Origin of the sequence: Aeromonas sp. CU5 (assembly GCF_002586745.1) — a bacterium.
Classification (GTDB): Bacteria; Pseudomonadota; Gammaproteobacteria; order Enterobacterales; family Aeromonadaceae; genus Aeromonas; species Aeromonas sobria.
The window spans coordinates 602240-627129 of the sequence record NZ_CP023817.1 but is presented as its reverse complement, the minus strand read 5'-3'; the positions used below and the strand labels follow the sequence as shown (position 1 = coordinate 627129).

Here is a 24890-nt window from a genome sequence, read left to right as displayed (position 1 = left end):
GCCTTTCTCCACTCAGAACCCCCGATGCACCGCATCGGGGGTTCTGTATTTCAACGCATGATGCGGTCGCTCCACGTTGTAAATATCCACCGCCTCACGCACCATCTCCCGCGCTTGCACCAGGTCCTGCGGGCTTTGCAACAACAACTCTCCTTTCAATATCCCGTTCACCCGTTCTGCCAACGCATTCTGGTAACAGTCATACCCATCCGTCATCGAGCATTTCACCCCGTGCCGTTCATGTAATGACTGATACAACCCCGAGCAATACTGCACGCCGCGGTCTGAGTGATGGATGAGTTCACCGCCGCCACGCCGTTGCTTCAGTGCTTTCTTGAACGCCATCGCCACCGACTCGGCATGCATCCCCTCGTGCACGTGATGGCCCACTATCTTGCGTGAATAGGCATCCGTCACCAGGCTCAAGTACAGCGGCCCGCTCCTGGCTGGCAGATAGGTGATGTCGGCGACCCACACTTGCTCTGGGGCCACCGGCGTAACCTGCTCTGGCCCAGCCTTGAGCAAGTTGGGATGACGATAGAAGCGGTGAAAACTGTGGGTGGTCTTGTGATACGCCCGTCTGGGCTGCACCAGCAGGCGGTGCTCGGCCAATATCCGAAACAGCCTGTCACGCCCTACCTTGAGCCCGCCATCATCCTGACCCTGCAGCAGATAATGCAGCTTGCGAGTGCCCACCCGAGGTTGTCGCAGTCGAACCTGACGCACAAAGCGCACCACCTGCAATCCCTGTGCATGGCGCAGGTCGGCGACTCGATTGCGCTTGTAGTAAGTCTGCCTGCTTATCCCCAGAAACAGGCAAGCCCTGACAATGGTCAGCCTCTCGACTTGCCGCTGCGAGAGGACTTGCCGGGTCGCTTTTTTACGATGGAGACGCCGTAGTCATTCTTCAGTACATCGACGACGGCCTCAAAAAACTGGGCCTTCTGACTCATCAGCGCCAGCTGCTGCTCGAGTTCCTTGATACGCTGTTCGGGCATCTGGTTGTCGGGGTCAGGCATGGTGATGCTCCTGCCGGCACGCACAGAAGCCCCCTGGCTCCAATCTTGCCGACCATGTTTACGCAACCATACCAGAACGGTTGAGCGGCCCTGAATGCCATAACGCACCTGAGCCTGTTTGTAGGTGAGCTCGCCTTTTTCAATCTGCTCGACCAGCGCCAGTTTAAAAGTCAGCGAGTAATCGCGCAGTGTCCGTTTCACACCTTGTCCCATCGGGTTCTCCATTTATTGGGGGGAAAGGTGTAAACCATATTCAGGACGGGACAATGCCTACAAAAAAGCCGAACCCTGTGGTTCGGCTTTTTGCATCAAGCTTGCGCAGATTAACCGGCGCAGTAGACCCGAGCCTCGCGCGGGGTGTAGATACCGAAGGTCACTACGGCCAGCAGCCCATTGACGAAGGTATGCTGTGCTTCAACACGCACAACCTTGTCGGCACCATTGCAAACGGTGGCCGCATCGATAGTTTTGCTCTGGCCCAAACCAGAAATGAAGAAATGATGAGTCACTTCTTTGGTGGGCTCTACTGCATTACCGGAATGCACGGTAAACCCTTGTTGGGCACAGCCGGTAATCATCATTGCAACGGCCGCAGTCAACACCATTTTTTTCATTTTATTATCCCTGACAATATTATTGTTCCGGCTTTTCCGGTGCCATACAAAGAGAAATTCATGCTTATTATCAATAAGATAAATAGAAAAACCCTAAGCTGTTGGCACACTATCAAAATCCGGACAGGGCAACAAGGCTTTATTTGAGACTTAACGTTACCAAATATCAGGTCAGAGATTGCAATAAACTCGGGCCGTTCTTGGGGTGTAAATGCCCAGTGTCAGGATAGCCATCAGCACATCTTGCGGACTCTGCTGCATTTCCACACGCACCACTTTTTTCGGGTCACCATGGCAGGCTAGTGAGGCATCAACCATTTCACTCTGGCCGATTCCCGCCAGTACAAAATCATGGCGCGCTTCTCTTGTTGGCTGACCCGGGTTTCCCTCGTGTACGAAGAAGGTCTGCTGGGCACACCCCGACAACAGCAAGGCGCAACACGCCATCCATACTACTTGTTTCATGCTTCTTATTCCTGGCTACTGCCATTGCGGGAACCTTAGAAGATCCCCTTGGCTTTGACCTTTTTCATATTGGCGACCTGACTCGAGAGATCCTCGATCAAGGGTTCTGCCTCCGTGCCGACAGCATTCTGTCGAGCGGGGGCACTGGCCAACCGCTGGATCAATCTGTGCTGCTCGCGGATCAGTCGGGATTGCTCTTCCAGTTGACGAGAGAGCAGTTGGATACTGCTGGCAAGGGGAGCAAGATCCTGCTCGGCCCCTGTTAATGGCAGTTTGCCAGCGATGGCTTCGGCCAGCTGATCATGATCCAGCACGGCTGGCAGTCCTTGTCTGAGTTCATCCCACATCTCGGCGGGTTGCTGCTCGCCAAGCCGGCTGACAATCTCGTCCACCAGTGACGTGGTATCACGCTGTCCCAGCTGCGGCGCCAGCCTGGCCACTATCTCGTCGATCATCACATCAGCGGCAGGCTGCGCATCGCCAGCCACCTCGCCCAGATTGAAACCACAGCTGGCAAAGGCATGACGCAGGGTAGTCATGCTCACCTGCTCCGGCCCCAACGCATTGGCGATCGCTTTGCAGAGGTTGGGTGCCAGCACGTACATGAACATGCCGGAGAGGTAGATATCCTTGTGAAAACGGCTCCTGGAGAAGTCAAACTCCTCGCTGCTATCCTGGATCTTGCGCGCCCGTTGATACCAGTTCTGCAATACCCCGACCGCATAGCGATCAGACTCCAGCGCACCCGGATCCATGTAAATGGAGAAGGTCATGCGCTTGAGTTGACTACTCATCATCAACCTCGGCCATCACAGACGCTTCGCGATAGACTTCATCCTCTTCAGTGGTGTAGAGGCAGATCTCGCGAGCCAGCGCGGACTGGGCATCGTCCAGCAGCTCGACACGGTCACCCAGGGTCGGATAGGCCGCCTTGATCGCGTCATAAATCAGGGACGCACCGCCACCGACCAGATAGACACGGTTCGGGTTCTTGGCAAACTTCTTCGCTTCATGTGCAACCTGAGTACCCAGCTCGTCGATTTTGTTTTGCATCTTCTCGAGGATTTTGGGGATCTGGCTCTCGTCGTTGACCACATCACGCACAAAGCTCATGTCGTGGCGACGCTTGATAAACTCGTTGGCCACCAGATAGCTGGAGTCGCTGTCTGCTGCGGCCAGCGCCTTGCGGGTGGCGTCGGTGACCATGGAGACACCGATCTCGTTGTTGCCGTAGACATCAGACACATCATCAAACTCGCCGACGATGATCCCCATATCCAGGGTGGTACCACCGCAGTCGATCACCAGGGTTTTGGTGAACTCGTTGCAGCCAGAGCCAATCAGGCGGGAGAGCGCAGCAGGCAGACTCTCCGGCATCACTTCGACGCTGACGATATTGAACAGTTCACCCTTGTTAAGGGTGATCGGACGCATCAGGTTGCGGCGTTTCTTCTCGATCTTCTCTTCGTTGCGCTGGCAATCGTCCGGGTTGTAAAACTCGGTGATGGGCAGGGTCACGGTGATGGCCACATCGCAGGGGGTCACCCCGCTCTGCAGCAGGGCATGATGAACGGAGAGCAGATTGAGATCGTCATACTGGTACTCCACATGGGTGGTTGCCAGAGACTTATCGGAGGTCGCGTCGTAGGTGTACTTGGTGTTGCCTATCTCGTAGTTATAGATCTTCTTGTCTTTACGCAATGCGGCGCTCTTCCAGTCCTTGCGAAAGGAGTTGGGAGAGATGACGGTCTTGAGCACCTTGTTCTCAATCCAGCTCACCTTGACGTTGGTCGAGCCATCATCGATGGCCATTTTCATTACTTCAGACATGAGGAAACACCTGTTAATAGATCAAAAATAGGTCCGATTGCGTTGCCTTATGCCCTTGGCAAGGCGATCGAACCAATACATACACGGTTAAAAGGGCGACAAGTTTAATGGGTTTCTAAAATCCGGTGAAGCAAATGATTAAAACCGGAAGGATCTTCCGCGGGCCAGGCGTGGTGACCGTTGGGGGTGTGGATGGTGGCGTTGGGCAGGGCGGCAAACTGCTCCACCCGTTTGGCCAGCGGCAGGTAGTCGTGACTGGTAGAGATGATGGCCACCGGCTGCCAGATGCTGCCGAGCCGAGCGCGCACCGACCAACCGGGTAGCGCCTCCAGCAGCGCCTTGTAAACCTTCTTTTTGTTGCGCACGAAACGCAGCCGGAAGGTATGGCGCACCTGCGCCAGATCCGGGCCTGGGAAGAGCTCGCGCCCCAGCCACCAGGCGAGCGGCCGCATGCCAAACCAGCGCAGCCACTTGAGGCGCTGGGCGTAGCGCTCCTGCTCCCTCGGCGTTTCCAGCAAAAATTCGCTGACACCGTTGACCAGCACCAACCCTCGCACCTTGTGTGGGAGTTGCAAAGCCAGCTCCAGCGCCACCATGGCCCCCAGCGACAATCCCACTACCCAGGCGGGCTCAGGTTGCTCATCGAGCCAGTTCGCCACATCAGCCGCCAGGGTTGATACGTCGAACGGCCCCTCCTGCATGCTCTGACCATGGCCGCGCAGATCCAGCGCCACCACCCGGTAGTGTTCGGAAAACCGTTCGATCTGCGCCTGCCAGTCGAGGCTGGAGGAGCCCAGCCCGTGCAGCAGCAACAGCAAGGGGCCCTCCCCCGCACTGCGCAGGGCAAGACCGTTGAATTTCATCACCTGATTGCGGCGCATCAGTGTATTGCCTCTCGACTCATCACCTGAACCATCTCTTGTTGTTATGTTGCCCGTGGCCATCCTGCCACGTTATCAGCGCGGCGCCCAATCAGCCTTCGCTGACCAGACTCACCGCCTTGATATAAGCGTAGATCTGCTGCTCCGGCGCCAGTGCCAGGCGCCTGGCAGAGCGGCTGGTGATCCGGGCCAGCAGTATCTGCTCCCCCAGCGCCAACTGCAACAGGGTCTGGCCGGGGCGCACCTCGCGCACCGCCAGCAGACGGGTGACGAGACAGTTGGAGAGGCTGGAGTGCTCGATGGGTGCTGTGGCAATCACCACATCTCGCCCTGCCACCTTGATCTGCAAGGGGCCGCTCTCGTCCGGCACATGGGTCATGGTGACCCGCAGCCGCTGCTCGCCGAGCTGCAGGGTCGCCATCTGCTCGTCCTCATCGTAGTGGGCCAAGGTAGCGTCCAGCATCACCCCGGCATCGTCACGGCTGGCGAGCGAGAGATCGGTACGGGCGAAGATCTCGCTCGGGCGCCCCTGCGCCTCGACCCTGCCACTTTCCAGCAGCACCAGCTGATCGCAGAGCAGGCTCACCTCCTCCATGGCGTGGCTAACGAAGATCATCGGGATGCCACTCTCCTGCTGCAAGCCTTTGAGCACATGGGCCTGATGGATGCGGCTGCGCCGATCCAGCGCCGAAAAAGGCTCATCGAGCAGCAGCAGATCAGGATCGGCCAGCAGCGCCCGCCCCAGCGCCACTCGCTGGCGTTGGCCGCCAGAAAGCGCATGGGCAGGCTGTCCCAGCAGATCGGCAAAACCGAGTCGCGCCGCCAGCGCCTCGGGCTGCCAACGCCCTCGCCCCTTGCGGGCCGCCAGTTGCAGATTGCCGAGCACCGACAGATGGGGGAAGAGGCGCGAGTCCTGAAACACCAGTCCGATACGACGCGCTTCGGGCAGCAGTTCTGCGCACTCCCGCCCGCGCCACAGCAAGCGATCCCCGCTTTGGCGATCGAGCCCGGCGATGATGCGCAGCAGGGTGCTCTTGCCGCAGCCGGAGGGACCAAACAGACCGAGGATCCCACCCAGCTCGAGGGTCAGTGCGCAATCGAGGATAAAGGGACCAAACACGCGCCGGGCACTGAGGTTCAGGGCATGGCAGTGTAGGGCGTTGCCTGGCAAAATCGTGGCTGGCTGGTTCATCCGAACACTCTCCGCTGTCTGCGCTGCAGCACGCCGTAGACCAGCACCAGCATCACCAGCGAGAAGCCCATCAAGCCCCCCGCCAGAATATGGGCGTTCTGGTAATCCATCGCCTCCACATGATCAAACAGGGCAATCGAAAGCACCTGGGTCTCGCCGGGGATATTGCCGCCAATCATCAGCACCACGCCAAACTCCCCCAGGGTATGGGCAAAGCCGAGGGCCGCCGCCATCACGAAGCTGGGCAGGGTCATCGGCAAAATGATATGGAAGAAGCGCTCCAGCGGGCCGAGCCCCAGAGTAGCGGCGGCCTCCAGCTCCTTGTTGCCCATGTTGACGAAGGCGGAGGTGAGCGGCTGCACCACAAACGGCAGCGAATAGAGGATGGAGGCAAACAGCAGGCCGAGAAAACTGAAGGCGAGCGGCGCACCGAAGTTGTCGCGCCACCAGGCGCCGAAGCCATATTCGGGGGAGAAGGCGAGCAGCAGATAAAACCCCAGCACGGTGGGGGGCAGCACCAGCGGCAGCGCCACCAGCGCTTCCACCAGCGGTCGCAGCCGGTTCTGGCTGCGCGACAGCCACCATGCCAGCGGCGGCGCCAGCAACAGCAAAATCGCGGTGGTACAGGCCGCAAGCTTCAGGGTGAGCCAGACCGCCAGCAGATCCCCGTCACTCATCGGACTCACTCCCAACGCCAGGTTCAGCACCAGACACGGCAAACGAGCCGCACTCCCGGCAGACCTGATCCTGAGTCAGGCAGGTCATCGCCAGCAGCTCTCTACTCATCGTCCGGCTCCCGGTTGAATGCGGCCAACGGCATGGTCTCTATCCTCATTGCAAAGAGTGGCCGACCACTCAGGGTATCGCGTCAGCCCCAAGCCCTTATTGGGGCAGGGCATAGCCCGCGGCCTTGATCTGCCCTTGACCCGGCCCCTTGAGCCAGGCGACCAGCGCCTCCACCGCAGCCCCTTTCTTCAATACCAGCCCCTGCTGCTTGATGGGTGGATAGAAGCTCGCAGGCACCGCCCAGGCTTCGCCGGTCTTGCCCGCTTCTACCAGATTGGCCCAGGCCACGAAGCCCAGCTCGGCATTGCCGGTATCGACAAACTGCCAGGTCTGGCTGATATTGGCGCCGGTCAGCAGCCGGTACTGCTTGGCATCGATCTTGAGATGGGCGAGGGTCGCCATGGCGGCAGCGCCGTAAGGGGCGGTGCGGGCATTGGCGATGGCGAGGTTGCCTTTCCAACTGCGCAGGGTCGCCTCGTCAGGGGCTGGGCCGCCCTTCTTCCACAGCCCCAGCTGGCCGATGGCGTAGGTGAAGCGATCGCTCCCCTTGCCCTCTTTTTCCAGCTTCTCGGGGGTCGCCACATCGGCGGAGAGGAAGAGATCAAACGGTGCTCCGTGACTGATCTGGGTGTAAAGCACTCCGGTGGCGGCAGACGAGATGGCCAGGGTATGGCCGGTCTTGGTGGTGAACTCCTTGCCGATACGCTCGATGGTGCCCTTGAAGTTGGCAGCCACGGCCACCTTCACTTCATCGGCCTGCACGGCACCGGAATGCAGAGCTGGGGCGCAGACCCCCAACATGACAACAGATAACAGCGGTTTCATTCCCTTTCTCCTGATGGGGCCCGCACATCCGCGCCCCGAAACGGGGCCATGGTTCCCGTTGAACCTGCGCCCCTCGTGATGAACAGGTCAGGCTTTCCAGCGGGCAGCGGCGGCGTTGTCGCGATCAAGCGCCTCGACCCAGCGTTGTACACCCTCGGCGGTCAGCTCTTTTTTCCAGAACGGCGCCCGGGTTTTCAAGAAATCCATGATGAAGTGACAGGCATCAAAGGCAGCGTCGCGATGGGCACTGCTCACCGCCACCAGCACGATTTGATCGCCAAGCCACAGCTCGCCGATACGATGAATGAGGGTACACTCCTGCAGCGGCCAGCGGCGGCGGGCCTCCTGCACGATATCGGCCAGCGCCTTCTCGGTCATGCCGGGGTAGTGTTCGAGGGCCAGCCCCTTCACCTCCTCCCCCTGATTGAAGTCGCGCACCTTGCCAACGAAGGTGACGATGGCGCCACTGTCGGCGCGGGTCGCAAGACGGGCATATTCGTCGGCCAGCGAGAAGTCCTCCCGCTGCACCACAATGCGATCTGTGATGGCTACGTCGTTCATGGCTCAGCCTCCGGTCACCGGCGGGAAGAAGGCCACTTCATCGCCATCATTGATAGGGGTATCGAGGGGCACCAGCGTCTGGTTGACCGCCACCAGCAGTTTGCCAGCCTCGAGGGCCAGTGCCCACTTGTCGCCGCGCTCACTTAAGTCGCAGCGCAGTTGCTCGGCGGTGGCGTAATCGCAGGGCAGGCTCAACTCGTCACAAGCTACTAGCTCACGCACTTGCGCAAAAAACAGTACCTTGATCATGCTTGCTCCCCGCTCGTTGACCCCAACTGAAAATGGCCTGACTTGCCGCCCTTCTTCTCTACCAGTCGCACCTGCTCGATCACCATGTCTTTTTGCACCGCCTTGCACATGTCGTAGATGGTCAGCGCCGCAACAGATGCCGCCGTCAGCGCCTCCATCTCCACCCCGGTCTTGCCGGAGAGCTTGCAGAGGGTGCGGATATGCACCTTGTGCTGCTCGGGCAGCGGCACTATTTCTACCTCTACCTTGGTCAGGGCTAGCGGATGGCAGAGGGGGATGAGATCGGAGGTCTTCTTGGCCGCCATGATACCGGCGATGCGGGCAGTGGCGAACACATCACCCTTGTGATGCTGGCCGCTCAGGATCAGCGCCAGGGTCTCGGGGGCCATGGCGACAAACGCCTCGGCACGAGCTTCACGCTCGGTCACCTGCTTGTCGGTCACATCCACCATATGGGCTTCGCCGCTTTGATTGATATGAGTCAGGTTGGGCTGGGTCTGCTTGGGATCGGTCTGGTTCATCGTTTGCTCTCAAAGGTGGGAGACAAAGTTGCACGGCTTGGTACGGGCATCGAGCTGATCGCGAATAAGCTGCTCCCAGCCCAGCCGGCACGCACCGGGGGAGCCCGGCAAACAGCAGATCAGGGTGCGATTGGCAAGACCGGCCAAGGCACGACTCTGCATGGCTGAACCCTTGATCTCGGCAAAGGAGAGCTGGCGGAACTGTTCGCCAAAACCTTGCACCGTGCGCTCGAACAGCACGCCGACCGCCTCAGGCACCCAGTTTTGCTCATTAAAGCCGGTGCCACCGTTTATCAGGATCGCCTGCACTTCGCTGTCGGCGATCCAGTCACTGACCAGCGCCCGAATTCGAAACAGGTTATCAGCACACAGCGCCCGACCTGCAAGCTGGTGTCCTGTCGCAGTGAGGGCTGATACCAGATAGTCGCCCGAGCTGTCATCGGCAGTAGTGCGGCTGTCGGAAACCGTCAATACGGCGATCTTGAGGGGAATAAATTCGTTGTTGTTCTGTCCCATCGGGCAGCTCCTTATGGCTATGGGCCGTCAACGAGGCAAAATGAGGAGGGGGAGCAAACAGTCATAGAGAGCAACAAGAACCCGCGTCTCCATCCCGTTAGCCCACGTGCCCAGACGTTTGACGGCGGGCTGATTCTACCAAAGGTTTCACGGGATATGGGATTTAAAAGATACACAAATCTGATGTTTGTCTCAGATATCAGTAAAACGCAGGCCGGGCGAACCCGGCCTGTGATGAGGGCGGATCAGAATCCCTTCACCCCTGTCATGTCGGGTAGCTGGTGCGCAATCCCCTTGTGACAGTCGATGCAGGTGCCCTGTCCCTCCTTGCCAAGATTGGCGGAGTGCATCTGGGCAGCCCGTTTACCTTGCAAAGAGAAATCCATGTACTCGAAGTTGTGGCAGTTTCGGCACTCGCGCGAGTCTGTCTCTTTCATCCGCTGCCACTCCCGCTCGGCCATCGCCCGACGATGGGTTTCGAACTTCTCGGGGGTATCCACCTTGCCAGTGACCATGCCCCACAGTTCTTTGGAAGCCTGCACCTTGCGGATGATCTTGTAGGTCCACTCGTGCGGCACGTGGCAATCAGGACAGCTGGCCCTCACACCGGAGCGGTTGGCGTAGTGGATGGTGTCGCGGTACTCCTCGAACACGTTGTCCTTCATCTCGTGACAGCTGGTACAAAACTTCTCGGTGTTGGAGGCTTCCATGGCGGTATTGAAGCCGCCCCAAAAGATCACTCCACCGAAAAATCCCATCATCAGCAGCACCCAGAGGGCCGCTTTTGACGGTGACTTGAAGGTGGTCCACAGACGCTGGATAAAGCCGGGTAATTTCATTGATGGACTCCTTAGTTCAGTGCTTCAACCGGCTTGAAAGTATTTTCCACCAGCGGCTTGGCATCCGCTTGCGGCACATGGCACTGCAGGCAGAAGTAGCGACGGGGTGAAACCTCACCCAGGGTTGTACCATCACGGGTCTCGAAGTGAGTCGGGCTGATCTTGGGGGCCTTCATGGCGCTGGCATTCTTGAAGCTGTGGCAGGCCAGGCACTTGTTGACCTTGTTATCCACCTCGTAGTTACGAATATCGTGGGGGATCAGCGGTGGCTGATGAATGTACTGGCGATCATACATATCACCGTCTTTGCGAAAATTCTTCAGTGGTACGGCATCCGCCTCGATCACCAGATCGGTGGCCCCCCGCTCGGATTTGATCCCTCCGGTACTATTGGTGATCTCGGAGGTGGCGGCCATCAAGGATCCCGCCATCAGGCAGGCCAGCATTGCTCCAATCAGCTTTTTCATTATTTATTCTCCAACGTTTTTTCTGCCTTGACGGCAAAACCTACAGTGATTTCAAAAACTTGTTCCGCGCAGACATCGATGCAGCGGCCACAGTTGGTACACTCCTGAGCCGCAATCAAGGGCCCGTGACCGCGCTTGGCACCGTGAACCGGCCCGCGCAGAATTGGGCGCTCCGGGCAGACCGCATAACAATCCATGCAGTTGCTGCACCGCTCGCGCCCCTTGGCAGAAATCTTGATAAATCCGACCCGGTTGACCAGGGCATAGAAAGCACCCACCGGACAGAGATGACCGCACCAGCCCCGCTCCAGCACGAACAGATCGAACAGGAACAGCGCCGCCAGCAGGGCCCAGCCCGCCCCCATGCCAAACAGCAGACCGCGCATGGCCAAGGACACAGGATTGACCAGCTCCCACGCCATCACCCCAACCACCGCAGGCACCACCAACACCATGGCCAGCAGCCAGTAGCGGGTCGTGCGGCTAAACTGGCCGTTGCCCTTGAGGCCAAGTCGCCCCCGGAGCCAGGCCGCGGTATCCGTGATAAGGTTGACCGGGCAGACCCAGGAGCAGAACACCCGCCCCCCGATCAGCCAGTAACCGGCCAGCACGATGGCGGCCCCCAGCCAGAGGGTGGTGATGGGCCAATGGCCCGCCGCCAGCGACTGCAACAGGGTCAGGGGATCGGTCAGCGGCACCGTCTCCAGCAACAGCGAGCTGGAGAGGTTGCCCTTGAGGATCCAGATGCCCGCCAGCGGCCCCAGCAAAAACAGCCCGAGCACGCTCAACTGACTCAGCCGACGCAGCAGCAGGAAGCGGTGAGCACGCCACCACCCCAGCTTGATGCGCGCCTCCTCTCCCGGATAACGACTCATAGCCCCTCCGGTTTGCGTGTCGGCAGGGTGAGCCTATCGCCGATGAGCGACTTGTTTCCCGCCTTGGCCTTCTCTTCCCAGCCGAGCCGGTAGTGATGACCCAGCTCACCCTTGGCGAGCTGACGGGGCACTACCTTGATGGCAGACTCCTCCAGCACGCAGGCGTGCTCGCACTTGCCACAGCCGGTGCAGGCATCGCTGTGCACCGTGGGCAGGAACATGGCATGCTTGCCGGTGCGCTGGTTATGCTGCAAATCGAGGGTGATCGCCTTGTCAATCAAGGGGCAGACCCGATAACAGACATCGCAGCGCAAGCCCAGATAGTTGAGGCAGGTCTCGTGATCTATGAGCACTGCCACCCCCATCCGCGCCTGATCGATATCGGTCATCTGTTGATCCAGCGCCCCACTCGGACAGGCCACCACGCAAGGGATGTCATCACACATCTCGCAGGGCACAGCACGCGCCTTGAAGTAAGGGGTGCCGGTGGTCACAGGGTCAAACAGCCGGGCGAGCTTGAGGGTGTCGTAGGGGCAGGCCAGGGCGCAGAGCCCGCAGCGCACGCAGGCGCCGAGAAACTCCGCTTCGTCGAGAGCGGCGGGCGGACGCAGCGCCTGGGCAGGCACAGCTTGTGCCTGCTGGCGGGCCACGCCACCGAGCCCCATGCCAAGCAGGCCCACACCGCAGGCCCCTTTTGCCATGTCGGCCAGAAACTGGCGACGACTACGACTCATCTCGCGCTCCCCCGCCTCAGGCCTTCATCACCTTGACGGCGCACTTCTTGTAATCGGTCTCTTTGGAGAGCGGATCGGTGGCGTCCAGGGTCAGCTTGTTGACCAGTTGGCTGGCATCAAAGAAGGGCATGAACACCAATCCCTTAGGGGGTTTATTACGGCCACGGGTCTCGACTCGGGTCTTCACCTCACCACGGCGGGAGGAGACGATCACCTCTTCCCCACGACGCACGCCGCGGGCCTTGGCATCGTCCGGGTGCATGAACAGCACCGCATCCGGGAAGGCGCGATAGAGCTCGGGGACTCGACGGGTCATGGTGCCGGTGTGCCAGTGTTCCAGCACGCGACCGGTGGAGAGCCACAGATCGTACTCCTGGTCTGGCGACTCGGCGGCAGGCTCGAACGGCAGGGCGAAGATCACCGCCTTGCCATCAGGCTTGCCATAGAAGCGCACCCCCTCGCCCGCTTTCACGTAAGGGTCGAACCCTTCGCGATAGCGCCACAGGGTCTCCTTGCCATCCACCACCGGCCAGCGCAGACCGCGCGCTTCGTGGTACTGATCGAACGGCGCCAGATCGTGACCGTGGCCGCGACCGAAGGTGGCGTACTCCTCGAACAACCCCTTCTGGACGTAGAACCCGAAGTGCTCGGCCTCGTCGTTCAGCAGCCCCTTGCTCTGCTCTTTCGGGAACTGGTTGACCTGACCGTTGGCATAGAGCACATCAAACAGGGTTTTACCCTTCACTTCCGGCATCTTCGCAATCAGCTCAGCCGGCCACACTTCCTCGACCTTGAAGCGCTTGGAGAACTCCATCAGCTGCCACAAGTCAGACTTGGCCCCTTCCGGCGCTTTCACCTGCTGATGCCAGAACTGGGTGCGGCGCTCGGCGTTACCGTAGGCCCCCTCTTTCTCTACCCACATGGCGGTGGGCAGGATGAGATCAGCCGCCTGGGCGGTGACGGTCGGGTACGGGTCGGAGACCACGATGAAGTTGCGCGGATCACGATAGCCAGGCAGGCGATCGGTATTCATGTTGGGACCGGCCTGCATGTTGTTGTTGCACATCACCCAGTAGGCGTTGAGCTTGCCATCTTTGAGCATGCGGTCTTGCAGCACAGCGTGGAAACCCACCTTGTCGGGAATGGTCCCCTCCGGCAGTTTCCAGATCTGCTCGGCAATGGCACGGTGCTTGGGCTCGGTCACCACCATGTCCGCAGGCAGACGGTGGGCAAAGGTACCCACTTCCCGCGCGGTGCCACAGGCAGAGGGCTGACCGGTCAGGGAGAAGGGGCCAGAGCCCGGCTCGGAGATCTTGCCGGTGAGCAGGTGAATGTTGTAGCAGAGGTTGTTGGCCCAAACGCCACGGGTATGCTGGTTGAACCCCATGGTCCAGTAGGAGACCACCTTCTTGCTCGGGTCGGCATAGATCTGGGCCAGCTTTTCCAGCTTCTCTTTAGAGACGCCGGAGAGCTTGGCGACCGACTCCACATCGTAATCCGCCACAAACTTGGCAAACTCGTCGAAGGTCATCGGGCTGGCATCGCCGCTGTCCGGGTTCTTCGCTTTCTGCTGCAGCGGATCGGTCGGGCGCAGGCCGTAACCGATGTCGGTGACCCCCTTCTTGAACACTGTGTGCTTGTTGACGAAGTCCCAGTTCACCTTGTCGTTCTGAATGATGTAGTTGGCGACATAGTTGAGGATCGCCAGATCGGTCTGCGGGGTGAACACCATGCCGTTGTCCGCCAGCTCGAAGCTGCGGTGCTCGAAGGTGGAGAGCACGTGCACCTGCACATCCGGGTTGGAGAGACGGCGATCGGACATCCGCGACCAGAGGATGGGGTGCATCTCGGCCATGTTGGAGCCCCACAGCACGAAGGCATCGGCCTGCTCGATATCGTCGTAGCAGCCCATCGGCTCATCCATGCCGAAGGTACGCATGAAACCAACTACCGCAGAGGCCATGCAGTGACGGGCGTTGGGGTCGAGGTTGTTGGAGCGGAAACCGGCCTTCATTAGCTTGGCGGCGGCATAGCCTTCCCAGACGGTCCACTGGCCGGAGCCGAACATGCCGACCGCAGTCGGGCCCTTCTCTTTCAACGTCGCCTTGAACTTCTCGGCCATGATGTCAAACGCCTGATCCCAGCTGATGGGAGCAAAGTCGCCATCCTTGTCGAACTGGCCGTTCTTCATACGCAGCATCGGCTGGGTCAGGCGATCCTGGCCGTACATGATCTTGGAAAGAAAGTAACCTTTGATGCAGTTGAGGCCACGGTTGACCGGCGCATCCGGATCACCCTGAGTCGCCACGACCCGACCATTCTGCGAACCCACCAGCACGGAGCAACCGGTACCGCAGAAGCGGCAGGGGGCTTTATCCCAATGGATGGCGGTCTTGTCGGTACTGGTGATGAGATTGGCCGCCAGCGTGGGGGCACTGACACCGGCCACGGCAGCGGCAGCAGCCACCGCGTTGGCCTTCATAAAGTCGCGTCGACTCAGCTTCATGGCATATCCTCGCATTGCTTATCGCGTAATAGTTGTCGAATCTGTCGAACGGGAGCCAGCCAACAGCGGCAGAGGGCACGCCCGGCATCCCATCACTCTTTTCAGTGACCGCCGAGTTCATCGAACTGGTGGTAAATCAGGGCGGCGGAGAGCACGCCCGGCATCGCCTGTATCGCATCAATGGCCGCCATAATCGGCCGCTGGCTCGGACCTTCCAGGGTCACCACCAGCTTGCCCTCGTCACTGACGGCGTGGATCTCGGCCCCTTCCAGGGCGCCAATCTGCTCGGCGAGCTGATGGCGCAAGGGGGGCTGGGTCAGCACCACCAGACTCGATACATGGAACTCCTGATCCATTGTGGCTTCTGTGTCACACGGTTTCTGACTCATTCTGACTCCTGCTTGAGGGTGGGCTGGCTGGCACCACCGGATGGGGCGGCTCGCCCGTCGACCTTGATGCTGCCAACCGGACAATCCTGCACACAGGCGCCGCAGCCGTTACAGCGATCCGGCTCCACCGTCGGGGTGGGCACTCGCCCCAGCACCGGAATAAAACGAATGGCATTGGGCTCGCAGCTGTCCTGGCAGCGCTGGCAGAACACCTGACCATTGGCCAGACAGTTGGCCTCGATATGGGCCTTGTAGTGCCAGGGAGAGTCGGTGGTCGGGCGAAACAGCGGCGCCTTGCAGACCGTGACGCACTCAGTGCAGAAGGTGCACTCGCCACGCTGGAAATCGACCACCGGAAAACCGCCCTCGCCAATCACCAGGATCTGCTCCGGGCAGGCGGCCAGACAGTCCCCACAGCGGGTACAGTCGGCGACAAATGCCGACCAGTTGACTGACCAGGGCAACTGCACCGGCGGTTCGGCGGTTCTCAGCCGCCCCCGAAACAGGCCGCGGCGGGCAAGATCGATCTCATCCGGCATGTTGACTCCTGTTCTGGTGAGGAAGGGTGCAGTGCGAGTCCATGATTGGCATTTTCGATACCAATTATAAGAGTGGGTGTATATTGCGATCCTGACAAGGTGAGGGATATACCACCAGGGAGATAAAAAGGGGGGATTCTTGCGCTAGATCAAAGCCTTGCAGCGCAATAAAAATGGAGGTATCGGTTAAAATACCTCCATGTGAGGATTGCTATTTAATCGTTGGGGATTTTTTGCAGTTATCCGCCGATGGAGGCGAGATGAGGAGTGATGCCGGCATTGCCTTCATGAAGCCGATGGCTAGCACTCTTGCCCGCCAGCGCGGCGCGAATGCGCTGTTGCAGCTCATCCGACTGCGCATCTGCGCTGAGCAAGTCCCGCAGATCGACGCCATTGTCACCAAACAGGCACAGATGTAGCTTCCCCAGCGAGGAGACCCGCAGCCGGTTGCAACCGGCACAGAAATCCTTGCTGTAGGGCATGATAAGACCGACCCCACCCTGGGATTCCGAGTGCATAAAGACCTGAGCGGGGCCGTCATCCTTGCCCCGCAACTGCTGCACCCAGCCACTCTCCAGCAAGCGCTGTTTGATCTGCTCGCCGCTGACATGGTGGTCGCGAAACAGGGTATCCATCTCGCCGGTCTGCATCAGCTCGATAAAGCGCAGCTCGATGGGCTTGTGCTTGATCCAGCCCAGAAAGGCATCGAGCTGGTAGTCGTTGAGCCCCTTGAGCAGCACCGCATTGATCTTCACCGATTTGAAACCGGCGGCCAGTGCCGCTTCGATCCCCTCCATCACCTCCGCCAGCTTGTTCTCACCGGTGATCTGGTGAAACTGGCGCGGGTCGAGACTGTCGACACTGACATTGAGGGCGTTGAGTCCGGCATCAAACCACTCTTGGGCCCGCTCCTTGAGGCGATAGCCGTTGGTGGTCATGGCGACCTTCTCGATGCCCGGCGTGGTGGCGATCACATTGACGATCTCGGTGAAATCACGGCGCAGGGAGGGTTCTCCCCCCGTGATGCGCACCTTGCGAGTGCCCATGGCGGCAAAACCGCCCACCACGCGACGGATCTCGTCAACCGAAAGAAAAGATTTACGCCCCTCTTTGTGGCCTTCCGGGGGGCGATAACCGTCGGGCAGGCAGTAGGTGCAACGGAAATTGCACACATCGGTCACTGACAGACGCAAATAGTAAAAACGACGGAAAAAACCATCTTCAAGTGGCAACATAAACACCTTTCCAAATACGGGAGGCCAGGGCATTTCTTTCCTGACCCTTACAGCTCGACCATTAGGTTCAACAATCGGCTGACGGCTGGTTTTCCCCTATCGCAAGGACGTAGGCAAAACAGCTCGGAGTTCATCTAGTTTTTCGATGCTAACACAAGTTGAAGTACACTCCCACGCATCTTGCAGAGTCATTATTACTGTCCAGAGGTGTTCATCAGCATGGGAAAACGGTTCAGAGTCCATTCGGTCAGCGGCGCCATCGGCCGTGCCATGGTGTTGATCCTCTTCATGGCCAGCCTGATCGCGCTGGTCGCCATGGTGACCCTCTTCTACTCGGTCCCCGATGCCAAGGCGATCAACCTCTCCGGCTCACTGCGGATGCAAGCCTACCGGATGGCCTACGAGATCGAGCGAGGTGACAGCGTGTTGGGGCGGCTCGCCCAGTTTGAAGAGACCCTGCACGCCGAAGAGCTGCAGGAGACCCAGCGCTGGATCACCCCCGCCTCGTTGCGCCGCACCTATGGTGAAGTACTCGGCCAGTGGGCGGTGATGCGCCAGCATATCGAAGAGCGCACCCCCAGACGGTACACAGATAACACCGAGCGGTTTGTGGCGGCCATCGACAATTTCGTCAATCAAATGCAATACCACGTGGAATTCAAGGTACGGATGCTGGCCCTGGCGGAGGGACTGGGGCTGCTCTCCATCATCACCATCGCCTGGTTTACGGTGCGCTTTACCCGCCAACAGGTAGTCGCCCCCCTCAATCAGCTGGTCTACTGCGCTCGCCAAATCCAGCGCCAGGACTTCGATCTCCAGCTGCCCGCCCACGGTGAAAATGAGCTGGGGGAGCTATCACGGGCTTTCGTCACCATGGCGGACGAGCTAGGCAAGCTCTATCGGGAGCTGGAGAACAAGGTGGAAGAGAAAACCGCCAAGCTGCAGCAGGCCAACGATACTCTCTCGTTTCTCTACTCGACCGCCCAGAAGCTGCACGCGGCACCGCTCAGCACCCGCACCCTGATCAAGTTGCTGGATCGCGCCGCCGCCCACCAGCATATCGACCATATCCGGCTGACCCGCTTCGAACACAACGCCATGCCGGTCTACATCTCGGGGCGCACCGGCTGGCCCGGTGATCTCGATGCGGTCGCCAACTTCTATCTGCAAATGGATGAACAGGAGTTCGGCCGGCTCGATATCATCAGCCAGCACCCCATCGACGAGCGGTTGATCAAGAACTTCACCATGCTGCTGGCTCAGGTGCTGCACAAAGACCAGACCCTGCTGCAACAACAGCGGCTGCTGCTGATGGAGGAGCGGGCAGTGATCGCCCGAGAGCTGCATGACTCGCTGGCGCAAGCCCTCTCTTATCTCAAGATCCAGTCCACCCTGCTCAAGCGCTCCTACGCCAAGGGACAGCAGGAGAAAGCACAAGAGGCGATGCAGCAGATAGACGAAGGGCTCAGCAATGCCTATACCCAGCTGCGCGAACTGCTCGGCACCTTCCGTCTCACCATTGGGGATGCCAATCTGGGGGAAGCAATCCGGGTGATGCTCGATCAGCTGCAACCCCAGACCCAGGCAAAAATAAGGTGCCATTACGAACTGGCCGATAGCGATTTGGAAGCGGGCCAGCACATCCATATCCTGCAACTGATCCGCGAGGCCGTCCTCAACGCCATCAAACATGCCAACGCGCAAGTGATTGATGTTAGCTGTGAGACCCTCGCCAGTGGTAACATCAACGTTCAGATTTCAGATGACGGTGTCGGGATCGGACTCGCCAGCTCGGCGATCAACCATTACGGTTTGAGCATCATGAACGAGCGCGCCAGCAAACTGCATGGTCTGCTGACCATCAGCGAGCTACAGCCACAAGGCACCTGCGTGCATCTGACCTTCCCCACCAGTCTAGCGAGAGACGCCTGATGGACGAGATGAAATACACTGTTCTGGTCGTAGATGACCATCCCCTCATGCGCAAAGGGATTGTGCAGTTGCTGGCTCTGGAAGAGAACATGGAGGTGACCGGTGAAGCCTCCAACGGCACAGATGCCGTGGCGCTGGCCAAGGAGTCCGAGCCGGACCTGATCCTGCTCGACCTCAACATGAAGGGACTATCCGGCCTCGATACCCTCAAGGCGCTGCGAGCCGAAGAGATCACCTCCCGGGTGGTGATCCTCACTGTCTCCGATGCCCGTCAGGATGTGGTGGCCCTGCTCAAGGCCGGTGCCGATGGCTATCTGCTCAAGGATACCGAGCCTGATCTGTTGCTGGCCCAGCTGGCAGACGTGATGACCGGCAAGCAGATCCTGAGCGAACCGCTGCGACCCTATCTCGAAAATATCTACGAGCTGGATCACCTGCAGCAGAAGCTGGAAAGCTTAACGCGTCGCGAAATGCAAATCCTGCGCGAAATTGCAAAAGGCCTGTCCAACAAACAGGTTGCCTCGGTACTCCATATCTCCGAGGGAACGGTCAAGGTTCACGTGAAGAGCCTGCTGAAGAAACTCGAGGCGCAAAGCCGCGTGGAAGCGGCTGTCATGTATCTGGAACAGCGTAACTAAGCGCCCTCTTCCTCCCGAAAAGCCACCCTCCGGTGGCTTTTTTCATTCTCTGGCACAGTCGCTGCATTGTCATATTCAGCAACTACTCAATGGAGGATGGAACATGAAACTACAACCTTTGGCACTGTTCCCCTTGCCTTCCCACATACTGCCGGGCGGCAAGCTTCCACTGCGTCTGTTCGAGCCACGCCACCTGCAGATGCTCAAAGAGTCATTCATCAATGATCAGGGTTTTGGCATCGTGATGGAAGAGTCGACCACCTCGGGACAATCCGGCCGCATTCTGCCGGTGGGCACCCGGGTCAAAGTGACCGATTTTTACACCCTCAATGATGGCCTGCTGGGGGTGACGGTGCTGGGCCTGGAACGCTTCTGCATCCACGAGATGGAAACAGATGAGATGGGCCTGCGCCGCGCCAAGGTGGAGCTGCTGCCCAACTGGCCGAGCACCCACTCCGATTTCAACGACAAACTGCTGGTCAACCGCCTGCGCGAAGTGTTTGAACAGTATCCGGAGCTTGATGAGCTCTATCCGGACAAGCGCTTTGAAGATGCCGCATGGCTCTGCCAGCGCTGGCTAGAGATATTGCCGATGCCGATTTATGAAAAGCAGATGCTGATTGCCAAACAGAACAGCGAAGCGGCCCGTAAATTCCTGCATCGCCTGATTTCGCAATAACAAAACGGCGTTGCAAAATGCAATTATTCCAAAAATGAAAATCACAAATTCGCATTTTGCAACGAGGTAGGAACATAACAAGAGAGAGCCGCTGCGCTAAACGGCCAATATGAACACAAAAGAGTCACTAAAAAGTTGGCATGGATTTTTCATATAAACTAATACAACCCGATTTATCCCGTGCTCTCTTCAGTATTTGCTGAAGAACTGGTCAACCCACAAAGTTGACCATTTTTTTTATCCGCGAATTGGCAAGCGTTGGCCAAAGTGGCGTAGCAAGCACTCTCGCAACCGCGATAACGTAATGGGTTTGGCAAGAAAATCATCCATCCCCTGCGCCAGGCAACACGCCTTGTCTTCAGCCATCGCATTGGCCGTCAGGGCGACGATAGGCATAGTGCATCCCAGCTCCCGCAACCGTCGGGTGGCTTCCAGCCCATCCATCAAAGGCATCCGCATATCCATCAGGATCAAATCCGGTAGCTGTTCATCCACCTGCGCCAGTGCTTCCAGACCATTGGCAGCCAAACGCACCTTGCTCACCAGTTTTTGCAGCATCAGCGACACCACCAGCTGGTTGACCGGGCTATCCTCCACCACCAGCACATCCAGCGGCATCAGCGCAGCCTGGCTCTCCTCTTGCCTTGGCCGACAATCACAAGGCAGTGCCATGCCTGATAATTCGAACCAGAAACAGCTCCCCTTACCAGGCTCACTCTCTAACAAAATCATCCCCCCCATCAGCTCAACCAATCGCTTGCTAATGGCAAGGCCAAGGCCGGTGCCGGAGAAACGGCGGCTGGCCGAATTATCGACTTGAGAAAAGGGCTCAAACAGCCGAGCTTGATCCGCCTGCGCTATGCCAATCCCAGTATCGGACACCGAAACCCGCAACTTGCCGTCCTGCCAGCCCAGGTGCAGGCTCACCTGCCCCTGATCGGTAAATTTGATGGCATTATCCAGCAGATTGCCCATCACCTGCGACAAACGCATGGGGTCACCCTGCAGGGCTAAAGGGACAGCCTCATCAATGTGGTAAACCAGCGAAATGCCTTTAACGCTGGCGCGGCCCTGCAGTGGCTCGACCAGGGATTGGCAAAGCTGGATTGGCTGCAGGGTCTCGCAGTGAAACGCCAGGGTTTGCGACTCGATTTTCGAAAAGTCGAGCACGTCGTCGATGATGGTTTGCAGCAATCTGGCCGAATGGGTGGCATGGCGCAGCAGGCTCTGCTGCTCAGGTGCCAACTCGGCATGTTGCACCAGATCGAGCATCCCCAACACCGCATTCATGGGGGAGCGGATCTCGTGGGTCATCATGGCCAGAAACTGGGATTTGGCACGGTTGGCGGCTTCGGCCTCATCCCGTGCCCGCGCCAGCTCCTCTTCCCGGCGGATCTGGGTGCTGATATCACGGGCGGTACCGCGATACCCGGTAAACAGGCCATGGTGGTCAAAACAGGGCTCGGCGCTCACCTCCATCCAGCAGGGGCCATCAAGCAGCGCCACCTGCATCCGCACCCCTCGCACCGACAGGCGCTGTTCCAGCAGTCGCAGGTATTTCTGCGCCTCGCTGCTCTGCTTATTGCAAACGTAGTCATAGAGAGTCGGCCGGGTCGCCAGCGGGGTCAGATCATCGATATAACCGGGCTCGGAGGCATAACTGAGGCGATGTTCGGCATCGGTCTCCCAAAACCAGTCAGAGGCCATGGCGGCGAAACTGCGAAAACGACGCTCACTGGTCTGCAGCGCGTCGGTTTTCACCGCGACTTGATCCTGCAGACGAGCCCGGTAGGTGATGTTGACCAGCGCCTGAGCGATAAGCGGGCGGCAGCGCTCAATGGCAGCCTTGCTGTTGAGATCGAAGGTACCCGCCCGTGAGTGACGGCAGATGAGAGTAGCGGTAAACCCTGGCGCCTGCAGCCCGGTAAGCATCACGCTGGCCCAGCCCGGCTCGCTCGCCAGCGGTGCCAGCTCGGGTAACTGGGAGGGGTCATAAATCACCAGAGTTTCACCCGCGATGGCACGAGTAAATGCCGGGGTCATACGCCAGCTACGGGCAAATATCATTGGCTCGGTACTGAGGTGGGTGATCCCGAGCTCACCTTCCCAAGCCACCACATCCGCATGTTCAAAGCCAATAAAGGGTTTGAGCACCTGGATAAGGCTCTCCAGCACCTCTTCAAGGGTTTTGGCATCAGCGAGAGTTGCCACCCCGCCCAGCAAGGTCTGGGATTCTTGCCGATATTTGGCCTCCCGCTCACGACAGCGCACGAGATCGACCAAGGTGGTCTGCAATTTATCGCCAAGGGCTTCCAGTTCACTGTTGCCAATCATCTTGTTGCCTGCTCTGTTATGTTTTGCCGACTCAAGGGGTCAGGAAAATCACGCTCGATACCATCAGATTGCCATGGGCCAGCTCGCCATTGGGCAGCCGCCCCTGCTCGCCGAAGGTAAAGGGGGTAATAAACGGGATCTTGCCGAGGCGAGCCTGGCTCTGTTCGACAAATTGGCACAACATATCACCTAGCGCCAAACGGCAACCAGCACAAAAAATGATTAGAGCACCGATGGGCTGCAATTCCACATCGACCCCATAGCCAGGCTCGACGCGCATGGCATTGAGGCTGCGCTGCAGCAACCCCTCCTGACTGCTGTACATCAGCAGCAGACGCTCCCCTTGCACCACATCGGTAAAGAGCCGCAGCCCGCCCTGTTCGGTCACCGCTTCGGGATGGGATAGCTTGTAGTAGGGAATGCCATCCAGTGCTCCCACCTGACGAGCCAGCGGGGTGAGCGTGGTCTCCCGCAAAATCGCCCCCACCGGCCAGGGCTGCTCGCGCCCGCACCAGCGGGCATAGACCTCGGCGGCGGGCTGGTGATCGATGGTGAGCACCTCCCGCCCGTCGCAGGCGGTGATCTCGCCGCTGAATTCGGCGGGCACATAACCTGAGTGAAACTGAAAGGCCAGCTGGCAATAGGGATAGAGCACCGCCAGACCGATGCCATCCTGACTCACAGCGTCATCCCAGCAGAGCTGCCAGTCACCACTGACACTGTTGTCTGCCGCCGAGCCGCCCACCACAGGTACCGATGCACCAAGTTCGGCCTCGATACCGGCCAGCAGCCCCTCCTCCTTGCCGGGACTGGCGTGAAACAGGATCAGCTGGGGCAACTCGCCCGGTCGACCGCAGTCACTCATGGCACGGCGCAGTAACTGCCGCACATCCACCTCGTCACCGCTGGCACCGGCCACCCCGAAGGCCCCTTTGTCGTCATACAGGGCCGCCACCGCCAGTCCATATCCGTCTCTGGCGTGGTGCCCCATCTCGGTCATGACGCCACCGCAGGAGCTGCACCCCAGCAGACGGGTGGTCGGGAACTGGCGTTTGAGCGCTTCGCGCAGTATCACCCCGTCATGGGCTTGGGTAAAATAGAGTAACAGCAGGGAGGGGGCCTGATTGGCATGGTGACGCAGCTGCACGCAGATATCTTGGGCCGCCAGCGATGAATTCTGGGCGAGGGAGTGAACGGTCAGAAATTTCAACACCATCTCCTTGTTTTATCGAATGGCGGTCTCAAGCAAAAATCATACCTTTATCAAACAATTATCTCGCTTCACTTGCTAACATAGCTGTCAACTGAGCCCAATTACAGGACGCCCATATGTGGCAAAAAAACATCAATGACTTCGATCGGGTCGTTGCCATCGGTGGTGGCCACGGCATGGGTCGAGTGCTCTCGTCCCTCTCGTTCCTCGGTCAACGACTCACCGGCATAGTCACCACCACCGATGATGGTGGTTCGACCGGACGCCTGCGCAAGAGTCAGGAGTGCATCGCCTGGGGCGATCTGCGCAACTGCCTGAACCAGCTGGTCACTGATCCCAGTATCGGCAGCCTGTTGTTCGAATACCGCTTCGCTGGCAAAGGCGAGCTGGCGGGCCACAACCTTGGCAACCTGATGCTGCTGGCGCTCGATAATCTCTGTGTCCGTCCTCTTGATGCTATCAAGCTGATCAGTGACATGCTCAAAATCGAGTCACAATTGCTACCCATGTCTGAATTTCCCACCGATCTTTGCGCCCATATGGAGTGTGGCACCCAGATCCTGGGAGAGGTCTCCATCGATCAACTGGCAACACCACCCCTCTCCCTCGGCCTGATGCCGGAGGTACAAGCGACCCGGGAAGCGGTGCTGGCACTGCAGCAGGCGGACATGATCATTCTGGGGCCGGGCAGTTTTCTCACCTCCATCATGCCGCCACTGCTGCTGGCCGAGATCGCCCAAGCCATCAACGAGAGCAGCGCCATGCTGGTCTTCGTCTGCAATCTGGTGGCGGAAAACGGCCCGGCCAGCCAGCTGGATCTGATGAGTCAGTGTCGCTGGCTGGAGTCGAGGGTGGGTCAGGGTCGGCTGGACGCCATCCTGGCTCCCCAGGGCACGGGTGATGCGGGGGCCTGGCAAGGGCGGTTAATCGAAGCCGAGCTGGGTGAGCTTGAGCTGCCCCATCGGCACGATCGGTTGAAGCTAAAACTGGCGCTGGACAGGATCATCCAGCAACTGCTCAACCAGCATTAAGCAACAGCCACGGCGCCACG

At 59.1% G+C, this 24890-nt stretch carries 27 protein-coding genes and 1 riboswitch; of the genes, 4 read left to right on the top strand and 23 right to left on the bottom strand.

The window, feature by feature from the left end; all coding sequences use genetic code 11:
* Positions 1 to 12 precede the first annotated feature (12 nt).
* From CK911_RS02860 to moaA, 21 genes are all read right to left on the bottom strand, one after another.
* A protein-coding gene (locus CK911_RS02860) for an IS3 family transposase (RefSeq protein ID WP_098968908.1) occupies positions 13 to 1232 on the bottom strand; the annotation gives its coding sequence in 2 pieces (ribosomal slippage) (positions 13 to 884 and positions 884 to 1232; 1221 coding nt in all).
* 110 nt (positions 1233 to 1342) lie between these two features.
* Entirely contained in the window at positions 1343 to 1633 is a 291-nt protein-coding gene (locus CK911_RS02855; protein ID WP_098968907.1) for a Bor family protein, read from the bottom strand.
* 171 nt (positions 1634 to 1804) lie between these two features.
* On the bottom strand, positions 1805 to 2098 hold the full coding sequence (locus tag CK911_RS02850) for a Bor family protein (protein ID WP_098968906.1): 294 nt from the start codon (positions 2096 to 2098) through the stop codon (positions 1805 to 1807).
* 35 nt (positions 2099 to 2133) lie between these two features.
* Entirely contained in the window at positions 2134 to 2895 is a 762-nt protein-coding gene (locus CK911_RS02845; RefSeq protein ID WP_253860366.1) for a hypothetical protein, read from the bottom strand.
* The gene (parM, locus tag CK911_RS02840) at positions 2885 to 3928 is read right to left on the bottom strand and encodes a plasmid segregation protein ParM domain-containing protein (RefSeq protein WP_253860365.1); all 1044 of its coding nucleotides are present in this window, start codon (positions 3926 to 3928) and stop codon (positions 2885 to 2887) included. The genes CK911_RS02845 and parM overlap by 11 nt, the downstream gene beginning before the upstream one ends.
* 104 nt (positions 3929 to 4032) lie before the next feature.
* Positions 4033 to 4809, bottom strand: coding sequence for an alpha/beta fold hydrolase (locus tag CK911_RS02835; RefSeq protein ID WP_172953943.1), 777 nt, complete (start codon positions 4807 to 4809; stop codon positions 4033 to 4035).
* Between the two features lie 91 nt (positions 4810 to 4900).
* Positions 4901 to 6001: a molybdenum ABC transporter ATP-binding protein gene (modC, locus tag CK911_RS02830; RefSeq protein WP_172953942.1), complete on the bottom strand. Its 1101-nt coding sequence runs from the start codon at positions 5999 to 6001 to the stop codon at positions 4901 to 4903.
* Positions 5998 to 6678, bottom strand: a complete 681-nt coding sequence (modB, locus tag CK911_RS02825; RefSeq protein WP_098968904.1) for a molybdate ABC transporter permease subunit — start codon at positions 6676 to 6678, stop codon at positions 5998 to 6000. Before modB ends, modC begins: the two co-directional genes overlap by 4 nt.
* Before the next feature lie 205 nt (positions 6679 to 6883).
* Positions 6884 to 7612, bottom strand: coding sequence for a molybdate ABC transporter substrate-binding protein (modA, locus tag CK911_RS02820; protein ID WP_098968903.1), 729 nt, complete (start codon positions 7610 to 7612; stop codon positions 6884 to 6886).
* 87 nt (positions 7613 to 7699) lie between these two features.
* Positions 7700 to 8173: a molybdopterin synthase catalytic subunit MoaE gene (gene moaE, locus CK911_RS02815; protein WP_098968902.1), complete on the bottom strand. Its 474-nt coding sequence runs from the start codon at positions 8171 to 8173 to the stop codon at positions 7700 to 7702.
* A gap of 3 nt (positions 8174 to 8176) precedes the next feature.
* A complete protein-coding gene (gene moaD / locus CK911_RS02810) occupies positions 8177 to 8422 on the bottom strand; it encodes a molybdopterin synthase sulfur carrier subunit (RefSeq protein ID WP_042020352.1) in 246 nt (81 codons plus the stop codon).
* Positions 8419 to 8943, bottom strand: a complete 525-nt coding sequence (gene moaC / locus CK911_RS02805) for a cyclic pyranopterin monophosphate synthase MoaC (RefSeq protein WP_042020351.1) — start codon at positions 8941 to 8943, stop codon at positions 8419 to 8421. The genes moaD and moaC overlap by 4 nt, the downstream gene beginning before the upstream one ends.
* 9 nt (positions 8944 to 8952) lie before the next feature.
* Positions 8953 to 9459: a molybdenum cofactor biosynthesis protein B gene (gene moaB / locus CK911_RS02800; RefSeq protein ID WP_042020350.1), complete on the bottom strand. Its 507-nt coding sequence runs from the start codon at positions 9457 to 9459 to the stop codon at positions 8953 to 8955.
* A 245-nt stretch (positions 9460 to 9704) separates the two neighbouring features.
* Positions 9705 to 10298 carry a NapC/NirT family cytochrome c gene (locus CK911_RS02795; protein WP_098968901.1) on the bottom strand — a complete coding sequence of 198 codons (594 nt, stop codon included), beginning with the start codon at positions 10296 to 10298 and terminating at the stop codon, positions 9705 to 9707.
* Between the two features lie 11 nt (positions 10299 to 10309).
* Positions 10310 to 10765 carry a nitrate reductase cytochrome c-type subunit gene (locus CK911_RS02790; protein WP_098968900.1) on the bottom strand — a complete coding sequence of 152 codons (456 nt, stop codon included), beginning with the start codon at positions 10763 to 10765 and terminating at the stop codon, positions 10310 to 10312.
* The gene (gene napH, locus CK911_RS02785) at positions 10765 to 11640 is read right to left on the bottom strand and encodes a quinol dehydrogenase ferredoxin subunit NapH (RefSeq protein ID WP_098968899.1); all 876 of its coding nucleotides are present in this window, start codon (positions 11638 to 11640) and stop codon (positions 10765 to 10767) included. Before napH ends, CK911_RS02790 begins: the two co-directional genes overlap by 1 nt.
* Positions 11637 to 12374 (bottom strand): ferredoxin-type protein NapG, encoded by a 738-nt coding sequence (gene napG / locus CK911_RS02780; RefSeq protein WP_068977003.1) that lies wholly within the window; start codon positions 12372 to 12374, stop codon positions 11637 to 11639. The genes napH and napG overlap by 4 nt, the downstream gene beginning before the upstream one ends.
* A gap of 16 nt (positions 12375 to 12390) precedes the next feature.
* A complete protein-coding gene (gene napA / locus CK911_RS02775; protein WP_098968898.1) occupies positions 12391 to 14880 on the bottom strand; it encodes a nitrate reductase catalytic subunit NapA in 2490 nt (829 codons plus the stop codon).
* Positions 14881 to 14981: 101 nt separating this feature from the next.
* Positions 14982 to 15236 (bottom strand): chaperone NapD, encoded by a 255-nt coding sequence (locus tag CK911_RS02770; RefSeq protein WP_031227438.1) that lies wholly within the window; start codon positions 15234 to 15236, stop codon positions 14982 to 14984.
* A gap of 29 nt (positions 15237 to 15265) precedes the next feature.
* Entirely contained in the window at positions 15266 to 15808 is a 543-nt protein-coding gene (gene napF, locus CK911_RS02765) for a ferredoxin-type protein NapF (protein WP_098968897.1), read from the bottom strand.
* Between the two features lie 239 nt (positions 15809 to 16047).
* A complete protein-coding gene (gene moaA / locus CK911_RS02760) occupies positions 16048 to 17043 on the bottom strand; it encodes a GTP 3',8-cyclase MoaA (RefSeq protein WP_098968896.1) in 996 nt (331 codons plus the stop codon).
* A riboswitch (molybdenum cofactor riboswitch) is annotated at positions 17031 to 17184 on the bottom strand. It overlaps the preceding gene by 13 nt.
* 78 nt (positions 17185 to 17262) lie before the next feature.
* Here moaA and narQ point away from each other — a divergent pair.
* The 3 genes from narQ (at position 17263) to CK911_RS02745 (ending at position 20292) form a co-directional block, all read left to right on the top strand.
* On the top strand, positions 17263 to 18975 hold the full coding sequence (gene narQ / locus CK911_RS02755) for a nitrate/nitrite two-component system sensor histidine kinase NarQ (protein WP_068977007.1): 1713 nt from the start codon (positions 17263 to 17265) through the stop codon (positions 18973 to 18975).
* A complete protein-coding gene (gene narL, locus CK911_RS02750) occupies positions 18975 to 19613 on the top strand; it encodes a two-component system response regulator NarL (RefSeq protein WP_005334471.1) in 639 nt (212 codons plus the stop codon). The genes narQ and narL overlap by 1 nt, the downstream gene beginning before the upstream one ends.
* 103 nt (positions 19614 to 19716) lie before the next feature.
* Complete coding sequence (locus tag CK911_RS02745; RefSeq protein WP_042020342.1) at positions 19717 to 20292, top strand: LON peptidase substrate-binding domain-containing protein; 576 nt, start codon at positions 19717 to 19719, stop codon at positions 20290 to 20292.
* A gap of 237 nt (positions 20293 to 20529) precedes the next feature.
* On the opposite strand, the gene CK911_RS02740 is transcribed toward CK911_RS02745, so the two are convergent.
* Both CK911_RS02740 and CK911_RS02735 read right to left on the bottom strand, forming a co-directional pair.
* Entirely contained in the window at positions 20530 to 22626 is a 2097-nt protein-coding gene (locus tag CK911_RS02740) for an ATP-binding protein (RefSeq protein ID WP_162511927.1), read from the bottom strand.
* Positions 22627 to 22657: 31 nt separating this feature from the next.
* Complete coding sequence (locus CK911_RS02735) at positions 22658 to 23842, bottom strand: FIST signal transduction protein (RefSeq protein WP_098968895.1); 1185 nt, start codon at positions 23840 to 23842, stop codon at positions 22658 to 22660.
* Between the two features lie 113 nt (positions 23843 to 23955).
* On the opposite strand from CK911_RS02735, the gene yvcK reads away from it, so the two are divergent.
* Entirely contained in the window at positions 23956 to 24870 is a 915-nt protein-coding gene (gene yvcK, locus CK911_RS02730) for a uridine diphosphate-N-acetylglucosamine-binding protein YvcK (protein ID WP_098968894.1), read from the top strand.
* Positions 24871 to 24890 lie beyond the last annotated feature (20 nt).